Origin of the sequence: uncultured Litoreibacter sp., from assembly GCF_947501785.1 — a bacterium.
GTDB lineage: Bacteria > Pseudomonadota > Alphaproteobacteria > Rhodobacterales > Rhodobacteraceae > Litoreibacter.
In genome coordinates, this window is sequence record NZ_CANMXB010000001.1 from 1,107,243 (window position 1) to 1,122,931 (window position 15,689).

Annotated in this window: 17 protein-coding genes; 6 read left to right on the top strand and 11 right to left on the bottom strand. The window is 61.7% G+C overall.

What is annotated here, in order from left to right:
* Position 1: 1 nt before the first annotated feature.
* From Q0899_RS05425 to rsmA, 3 genes are read left to right on the top strand one after another with little or no spacing between them, the layout of a single operon-like run.
* The gene (locus Q0899_RS05425; protein WP_299191393.1) at positions 2 to 1,300 is read left to right on the top strand and encodes a peptidylprolyl isomerase; all 1,299 of its coding nucleotides are present in this window, start codon (positions 2 to 4) and stop codon (positions 1,298 to 1,300) included.
* On the top strand, positions 1,297 to 2,253 hold the full coding sequence (gene pdxA, locus Q0899_RS05430) for a 4-hydroxythreonine-4-phosphate dehydrogenase PdxA (RefSeq protein ID WP_299191395.1): 957 nt from the start codon (positions 1,297 to 1,299) through the stop codon (positions 2,251 to 2,253). Before Q0899_RS05425 ends, pdxA begins: the two co-directional genes overlap by 4 nt.
* A 28-nt stretch (positions 2,254 to 2,281) precedes the next feature.
* On the top strand, positions 2,282 to 3,115 hold the full coding sequence (gene rsmA / locus Q0899_RS05435; protein WP_299191397.1) for a 16S rRNA (adenine(1518)-N(6)/adenine(1519)-N(6))-dimethyltransferase RsmA: 834 nt from the start codon (positions 2,282 to 2,284) through the stop codon (positions 3,113 to 3,115).
* 7 nt (positions 3,116 to 3,122) lie between these two features.
* Here rsmA and Q0899_RS05440 read toward each other — a convergent pair whose 3' ends face one another.
* The 3 genes from Q0899_RS05440 to prfA all read right to left on the bottom strand — a co-directional run bounded on the left by Q0899_RS05440 (position 3,123) and on the right by prfA (position 5,797).
* The gene (locus Q0899_RS05440; protein ID WP_299191399.1) at positions 3,123 to 3,734 is read right to left on the bottom strand and encodes a DUF4167 domain-containing protein; all 612 of its coding nucleotides are present in this window, start codon (positions 3,732 to 3,734) and stop codon (positions 3,123 to 3,125) included.
* A gap of 192 nt (positions 3,735 to 3,926) precedes the next feature.
* Positions 3,927 to 4,748 carry a peptide chain release factor N(5)-glutamine methyltransferase gene (prmC, locus tag Q0899_RS05445; protein ID WP_299191401.1) on the bottom strand — a complete coding sequence of 274 codons (822 nt, stop codon included), beginning with the start codon at positions 4,746 to 4,748 and terminating at the stop codon, positions 3,927 to 3,929.
* Positions 4,745 to 5,797 (bottom strand): peptide chain release factor 1, encoded by a 1,053-nt coding sequence (gene prfA, locus Q0899_RS05450; protein WP_298290529.1) that lies wholly within the window; start codon positions 5,795 to 5,797, stop codon positions 4,745 to 4,747. Before prfA ends, prmC begins: the two co-directional genes overlap by 4 nt.
* 53 nt (positions 5,798 to 5,850) lie before the next feature.
* Between prfA and Q0899_RS05455 the strand changes: the two genes are divergently transcribed.
* Positions 5,851 to 6,084 (top strand): hypothetical protein, encoded by a 234-nt coding sequence (locus Q0899_RS05455; RefSeq protein ID WP_298290526.1) that lies wholly within the window; start codon positions 5,851 to 5,853, stop codon positions 6,082 to 6,084.
* Here the strand turns inward: Q0899_RS05455 and Q0899_RS05460 are convergent.
* The 5 genes from Q0899_RS05460 to Q0899_RS05480 form a co-directional block, all read right to left on the bottom strand.
* Positions 6,074 to 6,529 (bottom strand): DUF1499 domain-containing protein, encoded by a 456-nt coding sequence (locus Q0899_RS05460; RefSeq protein WP_299191404.1) that lies wholly within the window; start codon positions 6,527 to 6,529, stop codon positions 6,074 to 6,076. The genes Q0899_RS05455 and Q0899_RS05460 overlap by 11 nt on opposite strands.
* A 90-nt stretch (positions 6,530 to 6,619) precedes the next feature.
* Positions 6,620 to 7,747 (bottom strand): flavodoxin-dependent (E)-4-hydroxy-3-methylbut-2-enyl-diphosphate synthase, encoded by a 1,128-nt coding sequence (gene ispG, locus Q0899_RS05465; protein WP_299191406.1) that lies wholly within the window; start codon positions 7,745 to 7,747, stop codon positions 6,620 to 6,622.
* An 85-nt stretch (positions 7,748 to 7,832) separates the two neighbouring features.
* A complete protein-coding gene (locus Q0899_RS05470; RefSeq protein WP_299191408.1) occupies positions 7,833 to 9,053 on the bottom strand; it encodes a helix-turn-helix domain-containing protein in 1,221 nt (406 codons plus the stop codon).
* A gap of 128 nt (positions 9,054 to 9,181) precedes the next feature.
* Positions 9,182 to 10,405 carry a 5-aminolevulinate synthase gene (hemA, locus tag Q0899_RS05475; RefSeq protein ID WP_299191410.1) on the bottom strand — a complete coding sequence of 408 codons (1,224 nt, stop codon included), beginning with the start codon at positions 10,403 to 10,405 and terminating at the stop codon, positions 9,182 to 9,184.
* A gap of 117 nt (positions 10,406 to 10,522) precedes the next feature.
* On the bottom strand, positions 10,523 to 11,128 hold the full coding sequence (locus Q0899_RS05480; RefSeq protein ID WP_298290512.1) for a 5-aminolevulic acid synthase: 606 nt from the start codon (positions 11,126 to 11,128) through the stop codon (positions 10,523 to 10,525).
* A gap of 176 nt (positions 11,129 to 11,304) precedes the next feature.
* On the opposite strand from Q0899_RS05480, the gene Q0899_RS05485 reads away from it, so the two are divergent.
* On the top strand, positions 11,305 to 12,678 hold the full coding sequence (locus tag Q0899_RS05485) for a M20/M25/M40 family metallo-hydrolase (RefSeq protein ID WP_298290508.1): 1,374 nt from the start codon (positions 11,305 to 11,307) through the stop codon (positions 12,676 to 12,678).
* A gap of 98 nt (positions 12,679 to 12,776) precedes the next feature.
* Here the strand turns inward: Q0899_RS05485 and Q0899_RS05490 are convergent, their stop codons facing one another.
* Positions 12,777 to 13,694 (bottom strand): hypothetical protein, encoded by a 918-nt coding sequence (locus Q0899_RS05490; RefSeq protein WP_299191413.1) that lies wholly within the window; start codon positions 13,692 to 13,694, stop codon positions 12,777 to 12,779.
* Entirely contained in the window at positions 13,679 to 14,329 is a 651-nt protein-coding gene (locus tag Q0899_RS05495; protein WP_298290503.1) for a DUF1007 family protein, read from the bottom strand. The genes Q0899_RS05490 and Q0899_RS05495 overlap by 16 nt, the downstream gene beginning before the upstream one ends.
* Positions 14,330 to 14,469: 140 nt before the next feature.
* Here Q0899_RS05495 and Q0899_RS05500 point away from each other — a divergent pair, with 140 nt between their 5' ends.
* The gene (locus Q0899_RS05500) at positions 14,470 to 15,228 is read left to right on the top strand and encodes a hypothetical protein (protein ID WP_299191415.1); all 759 of its coding nucleotides are present in this window, start codon (positions 14,470 to 14,472) and stop codon (positions 15,226 to 15,228) included.
* Here the strand turns inward: Q0899_RS05500 and Q0899_RS05505 are convergent.
* A complete protein-coding gene (locus Q0899_RS05505; RefSeq protein ID WP_298290497.1) occupies positions 15,225 to 15,686 on the bottom strand; it encodes an Lrp/AsnC family transcriptional regulator in 462 nt (153 codons plus the stop codon). The two genes, Q0899_RS05500 and Q0899_RS05505, sit on opposite strands and share 4 nt — an antisense overlap.
* Positions 15,687 to 15,689: the final 3 nt, after the last annotated feature.

Genomic DNA, 15,689 nt, shown 5'->3' on the forward strand with positions numbered 1-15,689 from the left:
CATGACACGTATTCGACATATCTCACGCATGACGCTGGCCGCGGGCCTGATGGTGTTGGTCGCCCTCGCCGCCTTGCCTGCCGCGGCGCAGAGCCTGTTCGGCACCGCAATCACCGTCAATGAGATGGTGATCACCCAATATGAGATCGACCAACGCGCCCGCTTCCTGACGCTGCTGCGCGCGCCCGGCGACCCGGTGGAACAGGCCCGCGAAGGTCTGATCGAGGACCGGCTGCGCCTCAGCGAAACCCGCCGTGCGGGCATTAACCCGTCGCCAGAGGAAATTCAGGAAGGCCTGGAGGAGTTTGCTGGCCGCGCAAACCTGACTGCTGACCAATTCATTCAGGCCATCGGGCAAGCCGGGGTCGCCGCCGAAACCTTCCGGGATTTTGTCGCGGCCGGATTGGCGTGGCGAACCTTTGTGCAAGGCCGTTTCGGGCCGCGGTCGCAGGTCTCGGACGCCGAGGTCGACCGCGCCCTGTCGCAATCCACCAACACCCGTGGTTCTGTGCGCATCTTGCTGTCTGAAATCATCGTTCCCGCCGCCGGCCCGAACGAGGCGCGCAACCGCGCGCTGATCCAGCGCCTGTCGGAAACGCTGAAGACCACCGGTGCCTTTGCGGCGGCTGCGCGGCGCTATTCTGCCGCGCCAACCCGTGGTCGGGGTGGCCGCCTGGACTGGTTGCCCATCGGGCAGGTCCCGCCCGCGCTGCGCGCCGCCGTCCTGGTGCTGGAACCCGGCGAGGTGACCGACCCAATCAACCTTGGTCCCGGCATCGGCATCTTCCAGCTGCGCGACCTTGAAGAAACCGAGGGCGACGCCCCCGACACGCTGGCGCTGGAATATGTCAAGATCCTGATCCCTGGCGGAGACAGCGAACAGGCGCGCGCCGAGGCCCAAAAGCTGCGGGACAATTACGACACATGCGACGACCTCTATAAGCCCGCGCAGTCCCTGCCGCCTGAGTATTTTGAGCGGGTGACCCAAGCCGCGGACGAGGTCCCCGGCGACATTGCGCTGGAGATGGCCAAGCTGGACGACAACGAAGTCTCCAGCACGCTGACCCGTCAGAACGGGGCGTTCAAGGTCTACCTTATGTTGTGCGGGCGCACGCTGGATATCCTCGCCGATGACGAGGGCGAGCCGGAGCTGGACGAAAACGGCGACCCGTTGCCGGTGGTGGACGAGCGCGACCAGACCCGTCAGCAGCTGTTCCAACAACGCCTGGCCTCCTACGCCGATAGCTATCTCGAAGAGCTGCGCGCGGATGCCATTATCGTCGATAACAGCACGCAATGACCCCGATCTGCCTGACCTGCGGGGAGCCCGCCGGCGTCGGGCTGGAAATTGCCCGGAAGGCTTGGAACGCGCTCGGCGCGGAGGTGCCGTTCTTTCTGTTGGGTGACCGCCGTCATGTCGACGGCGACGTACAAGTGATCGAGGCCGCCAGCGAGACCGACCCGGCCGGCCCGCTCCCCCTCATCCACCATGAGTTTGCGGGGGACGCGACCCCCGGCCAGCCAGACCCCAAAAACGCGCAAGGCGTGATCGACGTGATCGCGCGCGGAGTGGAGCTGGTGAAGGCCGGCGAGGCGTCGGCCCTATGCACCCTGCCCATCCACAAGAAGGCGCTGAAGGACGGGGCCGGCTTCGCTTTTCCCGGCCATACAGAGTACCTGGCGCATCTCGATGGCAAAGACACTGTGGTGATGATGCTGGCCTGCCCCGACCTGCGCGTGGTGCCCGTCACGATTCACATCGCCCTTGCCGACGTGCCGAAGGCGTTGACACCCAAGTTGCTGTCCGAGACTCTCGAGATCACCCAAAGCGCGTTGCAACGCGACTTTGGCGTTCCGGCCCCCCGCCTGTCGGTCTGCGGGCTGAACCCACATGCCGGCGAAGGCGGCGCGATGGGGCAAGAGGAGCTGGCCTGGATCAGCGATTGCATCGCGGAATTGGCAAAAGGCGGCATGAACGTCACCGGCCCCTGGCCCGCCGACACCATGTTCCATGCTGCCGCGCGGGATGGCTACGATGTGGCCGTGGCGATGTATCACGACCAGGCCCTGATCCCGATCAAGACGATTGATTTTGCAGGTGGGGTGAACGTGACGCTGGGGTTGGATTTCATCCGAACCTCGCCCGACCACGGCACGGCGTTTGATATTGCCGGCAAGGGTCTGGCAGACCCCACCTCGACCATCGCCGCGCTGCGCATGGCGCAGGACATGGTGTCGGCCCGCACGACATGAGTATTTTTGCCAAAACGAAGCCGCACCCATGGCGCAGATAGACGGGCTGCCGCCCCTTTCCGATGTGATCCGGACGCATGAGCTTTCCGCCAAGAAGAGCCTGGGGCAGAACTTCCTGCTGGATCTCAACCTGACCGCCAAGATCGCGCGACAGGCGGGGGATTTGTCGGGCTGCGACGTGCTGGAGGTGGGCCCCGGCCCCGGCGGGTTGACGCGCGGATTGTTGGCCGAGGGCGCGCGCCGCGTGCTGGCCATTGAGAAAGACGCCCGCTGCCTGCCCGCGCTGGACGAGATTGCGCAGGCCTATCCCGGCCAACTGCTGGTGATAAATGGTGACGCGCTGGACGTGGACCCGCTGGCGCATTTGACGCCGCCGATCCGCGTGGCAGCCAACCTGCCCTACAATGTCGGCACCGAGCTGCTGGTGCGCTGGTTGACGCCCAAAGCGTGGCCGCCATTTTGGCAGAGCCTGACGCTGATGTTTCAACGCGAAGTGGCGAACCGCATCGTCGCCACGCCCGGCAGCAAGGCCTATGGCCGGCTGGCCGTGTTGGCACAGTGGCGCAGCGATCCGCGTATTGTGATGGAACTGCCGCCCGAGGCCTTCGTCCCCGCCCCGAAAGTGCATTCTGCGGTGGTACATCTGGATGCGCTGCCCACCCCCAGGTTCGACGCCGACCCTGCCAAGCTGAACCGTGTGGTGGCGACCGCCTTCAACCAGAGGCGCAAGATGCTACGTTCCGCTTTGAAGGGGATGGCCCCCGATATCGAGGACAGGCTGCTGGCCGCCGGGCTAAAGCCAACGGAACGCGCCGAGCAGGTCCCCCTCGAGGGGTTTTGCGCCTTGGCCCGTCAGTTCTAAGGGTATCTTATTCCGCCGCTGACTGGTCATCGGCTGCGGGGGCCTCAGCCGCTGGCTTTGGCTTGCGGGTCCGAGGCTTGCGGGCGGGCTTTGGCGCCGCCTCCACCGTTTCCACCAAACCGCTATCCTCAGCGCCGCCCATATCAATCACATCGGGCTGGTCGCCGCCGCCAAGAACGCGCTCCAGACCGTCACGGTCGCCGTCCTGACGCGGCTTGCGCTCGCGGCGCGGTTTGTCCTGCTTGGGTTGGTCGCCGCCGGTGTTCTGGCCGGCCTGATCCTGTTTGTTTTGTTGGTGCTGGGCATCGCGCTGCTGGCGCTCGCGCTGCGCGGCTTGCTGCGCTTCATGCGCCTCCCGCTTGGCTTCCTGTTCCTTCATCGCATCGGCCAGCATGCGGGCGTAATGTTCGGCATGCTGCTGGAAGTTTTCCGCCGCCACCCGGTCGCCCGACAACTGCGCGTCGCGGTGCAGCTGTTGGTATTTCTCGATGATCTGCTGCGGGGTGCCGCGCACCTTACCCTCGGGGCCGGAGCTGTCAAACACCCGGTTCACGATGTTCACATTGGAGCGGTTGTTGTTACGGTTCTTGCCGCGCGAGCGGGATTTCTGAGATCTCATGTGGGTTGGGTTCCAGCCTAGTTAAGCAGCGGTCTTTCCTACGATCCTCTCCGCTTCTATACGCGGCGTCCCCATGACTTAGGATCGAGACCTTATTTTTGGCTTAAGCGTAAGGGGCACCGAGGCGCCTTCGTCTTACTAACGGTAGTAAAACAACGCGCAGAGGCATTTTGCAAGCGGATTCGACATGGGCTAGCGCAAAACCGCCCGCACAACGCGGTCTTTGCCGTTTATGTCTGGCAAAACGCTGATATCCGTGAATCCCGCCTGATCATACAGCTCGCTGACCGCCTGTCCCTGATCATAGCCTATTTCCACCATCAGCGCGCCGCCCGCGTTCAGGTAATCCGGTGCGCCTGCCGTGATGATGCGGTAGGACGCCAGCCCGTCGCCTCCGGGCGTCAGCGCGATTTTTGGCTCAAATTCTTTGACCTCTGGTTGCAGCGCGTCAAATGCCTCGGCCGTGATGTAGGGCGGGTTGGAGACGATCAGATCAAAGCGTCCGTCAACTTGGTCAAACCAGTCGCTCTCTACCAGCCGCGCCCGATCCGCCACACCGATCTTTTCGGCGTTGCGCGACGCCACATCCAACGCCGCTGCGGAAATGTCGGTGCCCACACCCTGCGCGCCCGGCTTGGCAGCCAGCAGGGACAACAAGATGCAGCCAGAGCCGGTGCCCAGATCGAGTACCGTTTCGAAGTCGCACCAGCGGGCCTCATCCACCAGCGCTTCGGTGTCCGGGCGCGGGTCCAATACGTCTGACGTTACGATGAACTCATGCTCATAAAAGGCCCGCCTCTGTGTGATGTGGCTCACCGGTTCGCGCTGCACCCGGCGCTGCACCATGCGCGCGAAATCAGCGGCCATCTCATCTGGCAATGTGTCCACCGCGGCGGAGCGCCCGTCACAGGCCGCTTCCATCAACGCGCTCGCATCAATCTGTGGGGTCGGCACACCTGCCAGTTCCAGCCGCCGTACCGCGTCGCGGAAGGCTGCGCGCACCTCAACGCTCATAACCCTTCATCGGCCAGCAACTGCGCCTGCGCGTCCGCCGTCAGCGCGTCGATGATTTCGTCCAGGTCGCCCTGCATCACCTGATCGAGCTTGTACAATGTCAGGTTGATCCGGTGGTCAGACATGCGGCCCTGCGGGAAATTGTACGTCCGGATCCGTTCCGACCGGTCGCCCGATCCCACCTGCGCCTTGCGGTCGGCTGAGCGGGCGTCGTCGATCTTCTGCCGCTCCAGGTCGTAAAGCCGGGCACGCAGCACCTGCATGGCGATCTCGCGATTGCGGTGCTGCGATTTCTCAGAGCTCACCACGATGATCCCCGTCGGGATATGCGTAATCCGCACCGCCGAATCCGTGGTGTTGACGTGCTGCCCCCCCGCGCCCGAGGCCCGCATGGTATCAATGCGAATATCCGTGCCGGGGATGTCGATATCCACCTCTTCGGCCTCTGGCAGCACGGCAACCGTGGCCGCTGAGGTATGCACCCGCCCGCCACTTTCGGTCACCGGCACGCGCTGCACACGGTGCACGCCGCTTTCATATTTCAGCCGCGCAAATACGCCCTGCCCTTTGACATGCGCGGTGACTTCCTTGATGCCACCGAGCTCACTTTCGGCCATCTCGATGATGTCGAATGTCCATCCCTTATCTTCGGCGTAACGGCGGTACATATTCAGCAAATCACCGGCAAACAAAGCCGCCTCGTCGCCGCCCGTTCCGGGCCGTATCTCAATCATCGCGGGCTTGGCGTCGGCGGCATCCTTGGGCAGCAGGGCCAAACGGATCGAGGCCTCGGCATCGGGCAGTTGCGCTTTCAGCTCTGCCAGCTCTTCTTCCGCCAACTCTTTCATCTCAGGGTCGGCCAGCATGGCCTCAGCCGCCTCGATCCCCTCGGTGATCGCGCGAAACGCAGCCACTTCTTCTGCGACCGGCTTCAGTTCGGCATATTCGCGGCTCAGCGCGGCAATATCGTCGGTCTCGCCCGAGGCCAATTTTGCCTCAAGGAATTCAAATCGTTGCGTAATCTGGGCGAGTTTTTCTATAGCTACCATGGCTACGTGCTGCCCGATTGGCACGAGGGCGTCAACTGTGCTAATCTGGCCCCATGAAGAAGATCACGCTGATATTGGCGCTTCTGAGCGCCGGCTTAACAACCCAATCCGTGGCACAGGCGCGCAAGACTGTGGATTGTTATTGCACCGACAAATCGGGCGCGCGGGTTGAACTGGGCCAGACACGCTGCATGAATGTGGGTGGGCGCGTTTTCATGGCCCGCTGCGAGATGTCGCTGAACGTGCCGATGTGGCGCGAGCAGGAAAGCAGCTGCCTTACCGGCTAAGCTGCGCCAACCAGTCTTCCACGCGGGCGCGGTTGACGCCCATATCCATCTGCCCGTAGCGCAGCCGCGACAGGACGATCAAGCTTGATTTGCCCTCCCCGGCCTCAACTACCTTGACCGAGGCGATGTCGGGGAACCCCCAAAGCGCGGAGCGCGCGACGTAACTGGCATAGCCGTCAGCCAATTCCCCCGCCAACTTCTCGGTGCGCGGGGTCGACAGGATCACCGCCTCAACCCTCAAAGCCAAAGCCGACGCGTCCATCTCATAGACGGGCGGCTCAATATCACCACCGGCGCGCAACAGCACATGCCCCGGAACGCCGGGCCGTTCAGCGGTTTCTGGGTCTATATGCAAACTGGCTGTATCGAGCGGCTTGGTGCGCACAAAATAGGCGCCCGCCAAAAACCCGATGACCAAAATCGCCAGCACCGACTTCCAGATCACGTCCCGTCCTTCCCACGTTCAAAGATACCGGCGCCGGAGGCAAAACTCTTCGACCGAAGAGTTTTCAAGAATTTTCGTAGAAAATTCTTCCTACTCCGCTGCCACGTCCGCCTCGGCGTCCAACTGCGCCGCACGCTGCTCAACCAGTCCCACGATGTGGTCCACCATGCCTTCGTTGCTTTGCTTGTGGTCCTGCTTGCCCGCCATGTAGATCATACCCGACCCCGCGCCGCCGCCGGTGAAGCCGACATCGGTCATCAACGCTTCGCCCGGCCCGTTGACCACGCAGCCAATGATCGACAACGACATCGGGGTCTTGATGTGCTCCAGACGCTTTTCCAGCTCAGCCACGGTGGCGATCACGTCAAAGCCCTGCCGGGCGCAGCTGGGGCAGGAAATGATGTTCACACCGCGGTGCCGCAGCCCAAGGGATTTCAGGATTTCATAGCCGACTTTTACTTCTTCGACCGGGTCAGCCGACAGGGAAACGCGGATCGTGTCGCCTATGCCCATCCACAACAAATTTCCAAGCCCAATGGCGGATTTGATCGTGCCCGAGACCAGCCCACCCGCTTCCGTGATGCCCAGATGGATCGGCGCGTCCGTGGCCTCAGCCAGCCCTTGATAGGCCGCCGCCGCCAGAAACACGTCTGAGGCCTTGCAGCTGATCTTGTACTCTTGGAAATCGTTGTCTTCGAGAATGCGGATATGGTCGAGCCCGCTCTCGATCATCGCCTCGGGGCATGGCTCGGCATATTTGTCCAGCAGATGCTTTTCCAGCGACCCCGCATTCACACCAATGCGGATCGAACAGCCATGATCCTTTGCGGCCTTGATCACCTCGCGCACCCGGCTGGCGTCGCCAATGTTGCCGGGGTTGATGCGCAAGCAGGACGCCCCGGATTCAGCCGCCTCAATCGCGCGTTTGTAGTGGAAATGGATATCCGCCACGATCGGCACCGGGCTTTCGGCGCAAATCTCTTTCAACGCGCGGGCCGAGGCCTCGTCTGGCGCTGACACCCGCACAATGTCGGCCCCGGCTTCGGCGCAAGCCTGAACCTGTTCGATGGTCGCCTTGATGTCGGTGGTGATGGTGTTTGTCATCGTCTGCACGGTGATCGGCGCGTCCCCGCCCACGGGGACGTTGCCGACCATGATCTGGCGCGATTTCCGGCGGTCGATCTGGCGCCAAGGGCGGATAGAATGAAGTGATGACATCGCGTGAGGCCTGCAATTGCTGCGGTTGCACTAGATATAGGCCGCGCGGCCACGCCCCGCAATAAAACTGTCTGAAACGGTCAGATTATTCCGAAGCGAGGGTCGGATCGGTGGCTGGCAGCGGGCTGGCGGCCATGGCGGTCAACACATCCGACAGCGCGGGGTCGGCGGTCAGGTCGGCCTCGGCATATGCGGTGGTGATCGCCTCGACGCCCAAGGCCACGTTCTTGGCGACAGAGGTGCCGGGGCCGGCAGGCCCGTACGTCTTGCCCTGCACGTTGAAGAACAAGGAGCCTGAATTGCCTGCGCGCAGCAAAGGCTGTTCATCTGACTGCGGCAGCACGTAACGCTCCCCCGCGTCCAAAATCTTTTCAAACAGCACGGTGCCGTCGGCGGAGGCCACCCGCACCCAGGCCGGGCGCACCGCAAATAGCACGACGTCAGGCGAAGCTTCGGCAACAACCTGCGGTGTGGACGGCGCATCTACTGCGGTGCGGGCCAAGGTTCCGGCCACACGCCATCCGTCGGTGTTGTCGATCAGCGCGCCGTTGGCGTTCGGGTCCAGCGCGGCAATCGGGCCATCCCGTGCGGTCAACACAGGGGCCTCCAGCGCCTGCGGCCGGTACAACCGGTCCAACGCGTCGGTGGATGGCGCGGCAAATCCGGTTGACGCGTCTGCCACATCCACCTGGGCCGGGCCGGTTTGAAGGCTGTCAATCTCGGCAACGATGCCGGGCGCTTGTTCCACGGGGGCGAAATCGACCCGCTGTATTTCCTGCAGCACCGACCAGCCGCCGTACCCAATGACGCCGATCAAGGCCAACATGACCGAGATCGACCCGATGGCGCCCGGTTCAATGCGCGAAAACAACCCCTCGCCCACAGGTGCGTAGGGGGCAACGGGCTTCACAATCAGGTCCTCGCCGGGCTGGCGGATTGCGGCTGATGCCGTCGCCGCCTTGGGCTTGGTGTTTGTGCCCGCCGAAAGTCCTTCGACGCCGGCAAAACCGGACTCGATGCAGAAGCGTTCAAAGGCCCATTCCGGGTCCAGCCCGAGGAACCTGGCATAAGACCTCACGTAACCGGCGATGAACCCGGGCGTTTCAAAAACCGACGGGTCGGCGTTTTCGACGGCTGAAATGTAGGTGGCTTTGATCTTGAGTTCGCGCTGCACGTCCAGCAGCGACTTGCCGAGCGTCGCCCGCTCGCCGCGCATGATGTCACCGAGCCTGAGATCGAACGCGTCAAAGCCGCGTTTCTCGTCTTCAGGTTCTTTGGTCTTACGATGTGACTTTCGCCCCAGCATCAGCGTCTGCCCGCTACTCTCAAGTGTGTACTTTTATCGTTCCCAGCAGAGCCGCGATTCGTCCCCAAGCGGCTCTATTTCCCAGCTACATACCACACTTACCCGTCACAATGCACGTGCGGAAAATCTTACCCGGCAATGTCGGCGCGATTTAGCGCACATTGCCCCCACAGCGCGTCCAACGCGGAAACAAGCGCGTCCACTTTTGCCGGATTGTGCACTGGCGATGGGGTAAAGCGCAGCCGCTCCGTACCGCGCGGAACCGTCGGGAAATTGATCGGTTGTACGTAGATGCCGTGCTCGTCCAGCAGCATGTCGGAGATCATCTTGCATTTCACCGGATCGCCCACATGGACCGGCACGATGTGGCTGCCATGGTCGATCAGCGGCAACCCCAACCCTTTGAGCCGAAGCTTCAAAGCCGCCGCGCCCTGCTGATGGGCCTCGCGCAGGGCGTGATCCGTTTTCAGATGTTTGACGCTGGCCGCGGCCCCCGCCGCAACCGCTGGCGGAAGCGACGTGGTGAAGATGAAGCCCGGCGCGTAAGACCTTATGGCGTCGCACATTTTGGCGGAGGCCGCGATGTAGCCCCCCATCACGCCGTAAGCTTTCGCCAGCGTGCCGTTGATGATGTCGATGCGGTCCATCAGGCCGTCGCGTTCCGCGACGCCGCCGCCTCGGGGGCCGTACATGCCGACCGCATGGACCTCGTCACAATAGGTCAGCGCGCCGAACTCATCCGCCAAATCGCAAATCGCCTCGATCGGCCCAAAGTCGCCATCCATCGAATAGATCGATTCAAATGCGATCAGCTTTGGCGCGTTCGCCGGCAGCGCCTCCAGCTTGGCGCGCAGGTCATCCAGGTCATTGTGCTTGAACACCTGTTTCGCCCCGCCATTGCGGCGGATGCCCTCGATCATCGAGGCGTGGTTCAGGCTGTCGGACAGGATCACCAGCCCGGGAAACAGTTTGGGCAATGTCGATAACGTCGCGTCATTTGCGATGTAGGCCGAGGTGAACAGCAGCGCCGCTTGCTTCTGGTGCAAATCCGCCAGCTCCGCCTCAAGGCGTTTGTGGTACACGGTCGTGCCCGAGATGTTGCGCGTCCCGCCAGAACCTGCGCCGGTGGCGTCAAGCGCCTCGTGCATTGCGGCCAGAACGACCGGGTGCTGGCCCATGCCCAGATAGTCGTTGCCGCACCAGATGGTCACATCGGTCTGGCTGCCGTCTTCGCGGGTCCAGACCGCGTCTGGATAATTCCCGCGCGACCGCTCCACGTCGATGAAAGTGCGGTAACGCCCTTCTTCATGCAGGCGGTTCAAGGCGGTGTCTAACGCGGTGTCGTAGCTCATATCCGGCAGCCCTTAGAATCTTTGAAGTTCATATAGGCGCAAACCGGCCCCGGCGCGAAGCTACAATTTGACGCCCCCACGCAGACGTGAGTGCCGGCAGACCATCGGCCCGTAGCGTCAGTCGGCCACCACGATTTTGCAATCCTTCGCCCCGTCGCCCGCCGCGGCACAAGCCTCCAGCGCGCGACCACCATCGCCACGGTCAAACCCGAAATTGCCAGTCTTGGCCGAGATCGCGAAAGCCTTTGGCGACTTCAATTTGCGATACGGGCCACGCAGCGCCTTGTTCGCGGGGCCGCTCAGCGAGAACGTGTCTTCCTCAGACGTGCCCTTGGGCGTCACTTCCACAAGCAACGCGCATTTCGCGGACCCGCCTTTGCGCTGTCCGTTGCAATAGGCAAGCGCCGCGGCCCGGGCGTCGGCAATACTGTGGAAGTTACCTGCGCCGTTCAGCCATTCCACGAACAACCCCTCCGATGGAGAGATCGCAACCGCCCCGTAAGCTGGCGTGCTGGCCCCCAATGTGCGCAGCAGTTTCTCGACGGCGGCTTCGCCCCCCACACGTGCCTGATCGCTCTCGGGCAAGATGGCGGCGTCAAAGGTGACGGATGCTTTTGCAGTGGCACGCGGAAGCGCTTTGCGCGCCTCCTTGAAGGTGATGGGTTCCGCCATAGCTGGCAATGACAACGCCGCCATGACGGCCAAAGATGTTAATAATTTCATGGCGCAATCCCCACCTGATCCCCGATTCACAAGGCACATTATCACCGCTCCAAGCGTCAGTCACAAGCGCAGCCGCGCCATTGTTTCCGCCTATGTCGGTTTGGCTTTACAGCCCCATTCCCGGTGGTAGGTATGTTGTCGGTGGAACGTAAATACACGAAGAAGTGGGGGCAAATATGTCGGTGGATCAGGTACTAAAACACGTTGATGAGGATCTCACCAACTCGGTCGCGCGGCTGCTGGACCTGCTGCGCATCCCCTCCATTTCCACCGATCCCGCCTACAAGGATGACTGCGACCGCGCCGCCGATTGGCTGGTGGAAGACCTTCAGTCGCTGGGCATGGACGCCTCCAAACGCGACACGCCCGGCCACCCGATGGTAGTGGCCCATGCCGAAGGCGACGGCACCCACGTCATGTTCTACGGCCATTATGATGTGCAGCCCGTCGACCCGCTGAAGCTGTGGAACAGCCCGCCCTTTGAGCCCGCTTTGGAAGAAACCGACAAAGGCCCCGTGATCCGCGGCCGCGGGTCGTCTGATGACAAGGGCCAGCTGATGACCTTTGTGGAAGCCTGCCGCGCGTGGAAGGCCGTCAACGGCACCCTGCCCGCCAAAATCTCGATCTTCTTTGAGGGCGAGGAGGAAAGCGGCTCCCCCTCGCTGGTCCCCTTCATGGAGGCCAACAAGGACGAACTCACCGCCGACGTGGCGCTGATCTGCGATACCGGCCTCTTCGGCGACAGCACGCCTGCCATCGTCACCCGCCTGCGCGGGCTCTTGGGGGAAGAACTGACAATCACCGGCCCCGACAAGGACCTGCATTCCGGCATGTATGGCGGCATCGCACGCAACCCGATTAGGGTGCTGTCCAAGATCATCGCCTCGCTGCATGACCATACGGGCCGCATCATGGTGCCGGGCTTTTATGACGGGGTCGAGGAATTGCCCGCCGACATTGCGCAGCAATGGGACGATCTGGGCTTCGACAATGCGCAATTCCTGGGCGAGGTCGGCCTTGGGGTGCCCGCAGGCGAAGATGGGCGCACCGGCCTGGAGATGATCTGGTCCCGCCCCACCTGCGAGGTGAACGGCATCGGCGGCGGCTATCAGGGCAAGGGCTTCAAAACGGTGCTGCCCGCCAAGGCGACCGCCAAGATCAGCTTCCGGCTGGTCCCCGGTCAGGACCCGCTGAAGTTGCGCGACAGCTTCCGCAAGTTTGTGCAAGACCAGCTGCCCGAAGATTGCAGCGTCGAATTCACCGGCCACGGCGCGTCACCTGCGTCCGAAATGTCGACCGACCACCCCGCGTTCGAAAAAGCGCGCGCGGCGCTGACCGATGAATGGCCAAACCCAGCCGCCTTCGTGGGCTGCGGCGGCTCGATCCCGATTGCCGGGCACTTCAAGGACATCCTCGACATGGACGCGATGCTGATCGGCTTTGGCAAGGATGACGACCAGATCCATTCCCCGAACGAAAAATACGACCTGTCGAGCTTCCACAAGGGCATCCGGTCCTGGGTGAGGGTGCTGGACGCGCTGTCAAAATAGATGCACGGATGGTGTACAAGGTGTGTACAGGGTGTGTACGCGCAAATTAGGCAAATGTCGGAGCGGTCTTCTGTTGCCCTTTGCCCCGCTTCAGTGGGTTAAATCGCGCGCATCAGCAGCCCTGACGCGATCACCACAATCACCGCACCCGCAGCCATTTCAACCAATGGAACAACCCGCGCGGCCAGTGTTGATCCGGCCAGCCCGCCAAGCAAACCGCCCCTGATACCGACCGCCGCGATGCCCACGCCCACAGTCACCAACGCGGTGCCCAGCGCCATGGCAAACGCGGCGGCCACACCTGCCAGGCCAATGCCCATTTGCCAGGTGATGATCAGCACAAACAGCGCCCCCGTGCAGGGCCGGATCGCAATGCCGCCGATCAACCCAACGGCCTCGCGTAACGTTCTGATGTTATTGACTTCTTCAATGGTTGGGCCGTGCTTGTGGCCGCATTCTGAACAGGTGTCCCCGTGGTCGTGATCGTGATGGTGGTAATCGTGGCCATGATGATGATGTGCCTTTGCGGGTCTGAGCTTTCTCAGCCCGCGCCAGACCAGCCAAAGCCCAATCAACGCGATTGCGCCGTAGCTGGCCGGTGCCATGATGTCTTCGGTGACCCCGATCATCGCGCTGCGGGTGAGGTTCAGCAGCCAAACCCCTGTATAAACGAGCAAAACCGCCGTAACGGCCTGCCCCATGGAGGCAAGAAATCCAATGACGGACAGCCGGATAACGGGCACTTTTCGTCCCAACCCATATCCACCGATCAGCACTTTGCCATGCCCCGGCCCCACCGCGTGGAAAAACCCGTAGGCGAAGGAAAGCGTCATGAGCACCCAGAATGCCCCCGCCTCACCGCTGCGCAAACCGCGCAATGTGCCTGCAATCTGGTTTTGAAATTGTCGTTGTTCGCCAGCGGCATAGCGGGCCAAATCGTCGAACCCACCGCTCGCCCAGAACCACGTCAATCCGCCTGCTACAACCAGGGCAACAAGTGCTACGACCCCGCGCATAGGATCCTCACATCTGTTGCGAACCGCTCGCCCATATTGCCCAACCCAGCATCTTCCGGATTGGAATTTGCATCTATGTCGGCAAGGAGTGCCTGAAGCGCCTCCAGCTCCGCATCAATATTTGGCTCAATCTTCGAGATCAAACAGGCCTGCGCGCCGGTGACCGAGACCGGCAGCGTCACGTCATATGCGGTATAAAACGTCTCATCAAAGGGCCGCAGGACCAGCTCGCCCCCGGTGATCACCGGCGCCTCTGCCACTGCCCTGATATGCGTCGAGGTCACTCTCCCATCCGCAAAGCTCGCCGTGTAGTCCTGCGGGCGTAACAAGGTCAGATTTCTGTCACCCAGCAGCGCGACCAAATCACCGTAATATCCCTCGTCCCAATTCATGTCGAACCCGGTCAACCGGGCTTCTTCCTCGGCAGTCAAAACGCCGTCAAAGTCTTGATCTAGCTTCATATCTTCGGTGATCAGCAAGGAATAGAAGTCGTCATAGGTCCATGTCACTTTGACATGGGTTAGGCGACCCTGTTCATCCACGATCGCCTCCAACCCCGTCTCAATAAAGATATGGGGATGCGCCTGCGCGACGGCAGGCAATATCAGCGCTGAACACAGAAGAAGACGTCTCATGGCGGCAATCTAAGGGCGCTGCGCCCGAGGTACAATCAACCCATGGCGCAGTAAGCGGAAAATCTGACAAATAGCTTGTGTCACCGCCCGCATTTCAAGCAAAGTCGCTGCGTTGTTCATCATGACGGTGTTTTTGCCCTATGCCCGCCCAAGACCGCAAAGCCAAGTTTGACGCCGCAATCGCCAAACACGAGCAGGCAATGGACAAGCGTCGCGCGGTGGTGAAGTCCTTCTACCGCGTTCGTCAGGCGCTTGGCTGGCTGGGCTTCATGTTGCCGGTTCTGCTGATGGTGAGCGGCATGCTCGCCCGCACCGGAGTTGAGCCATCGATCAGCGACTTCTTCCACACCGTGTCCCGCGACATATTTGTGGGCATCATGTTTTCGATTGGCACGTTTCTGATCGTCTATGAAGGCTATGACCGCCAACCCGATGAAACCATTGCAGATAATTGGTTGGCGACCATCGCGGGGATCTCGGTCTTTGGGGTCGCGCTGTTCCCCAATGAAAGCCCCACTGGCGAGATTGCATCGGTGGTGCAGCAAACCGTCGGCGTTGGTCTCAGCCCGCTATTTCACTACAGCTGCGCCTTCGTGTTCTTCTACTGCATGGGCCATTTCTGCATGTTCAAATTTTCGAAAACATCAGACAAGCCCCGCCGCAAAATCTACCGCGGCTGCGGCTGGGCAATCATCTTTTCCTGCGCGGGGCTGTTCTTCGGGTCTATCGCCAAGAAGATGGGCCCGCCTGATGTCTCTGCCTTTATCGTCGATTTCGACGTGATCTTCTGGGTCGAGGTCGTGGGCGTCTGGGCGTTTTCGCTGGCCTGGTTGGTCAAAGGCCGCGCCGATCAGGAGATGCTGGCCGTTGCACCAACGGTGCCACGGCAGACGGGCTAAAGTGGCAGCGCAGAGGTCGATTTGATCTCTTCCATCGACAACAATGCGGTGACGTTGAAGATGCGTACCTCGGATATCAGCGCCTGATAGAACTCGTCATAGGCCCGCGCATTGGCCACCCGCACCTTCAAAATATAGTCGATGTCGCCCGCAAGACGGTGGGCCTCCAACACCTCGGGTCGCGCGCGAAGCGTTTGCAGGAACCGGTCCTGCCAGTCGGCTTCATGCTCAGATGTACGGATCAGGACGAAGAAACATGCCTCCAGCCCTAGCTTTTCGGGGTCCAGCAGCACGGTGTCCTGTTTGATGACGCCTTTGCTGCGCATTTTCTTGATTCTGTTCCACACCGGCGTCTTGGAACTGCCTGTTTTCTTGGCAATTTCATCAAGACTCTGTGATGCGTCGCGTTGCAACTCTGCGAGGATATTCCGGTCCATCGCGTCCAACTGGTCTGCCATTCC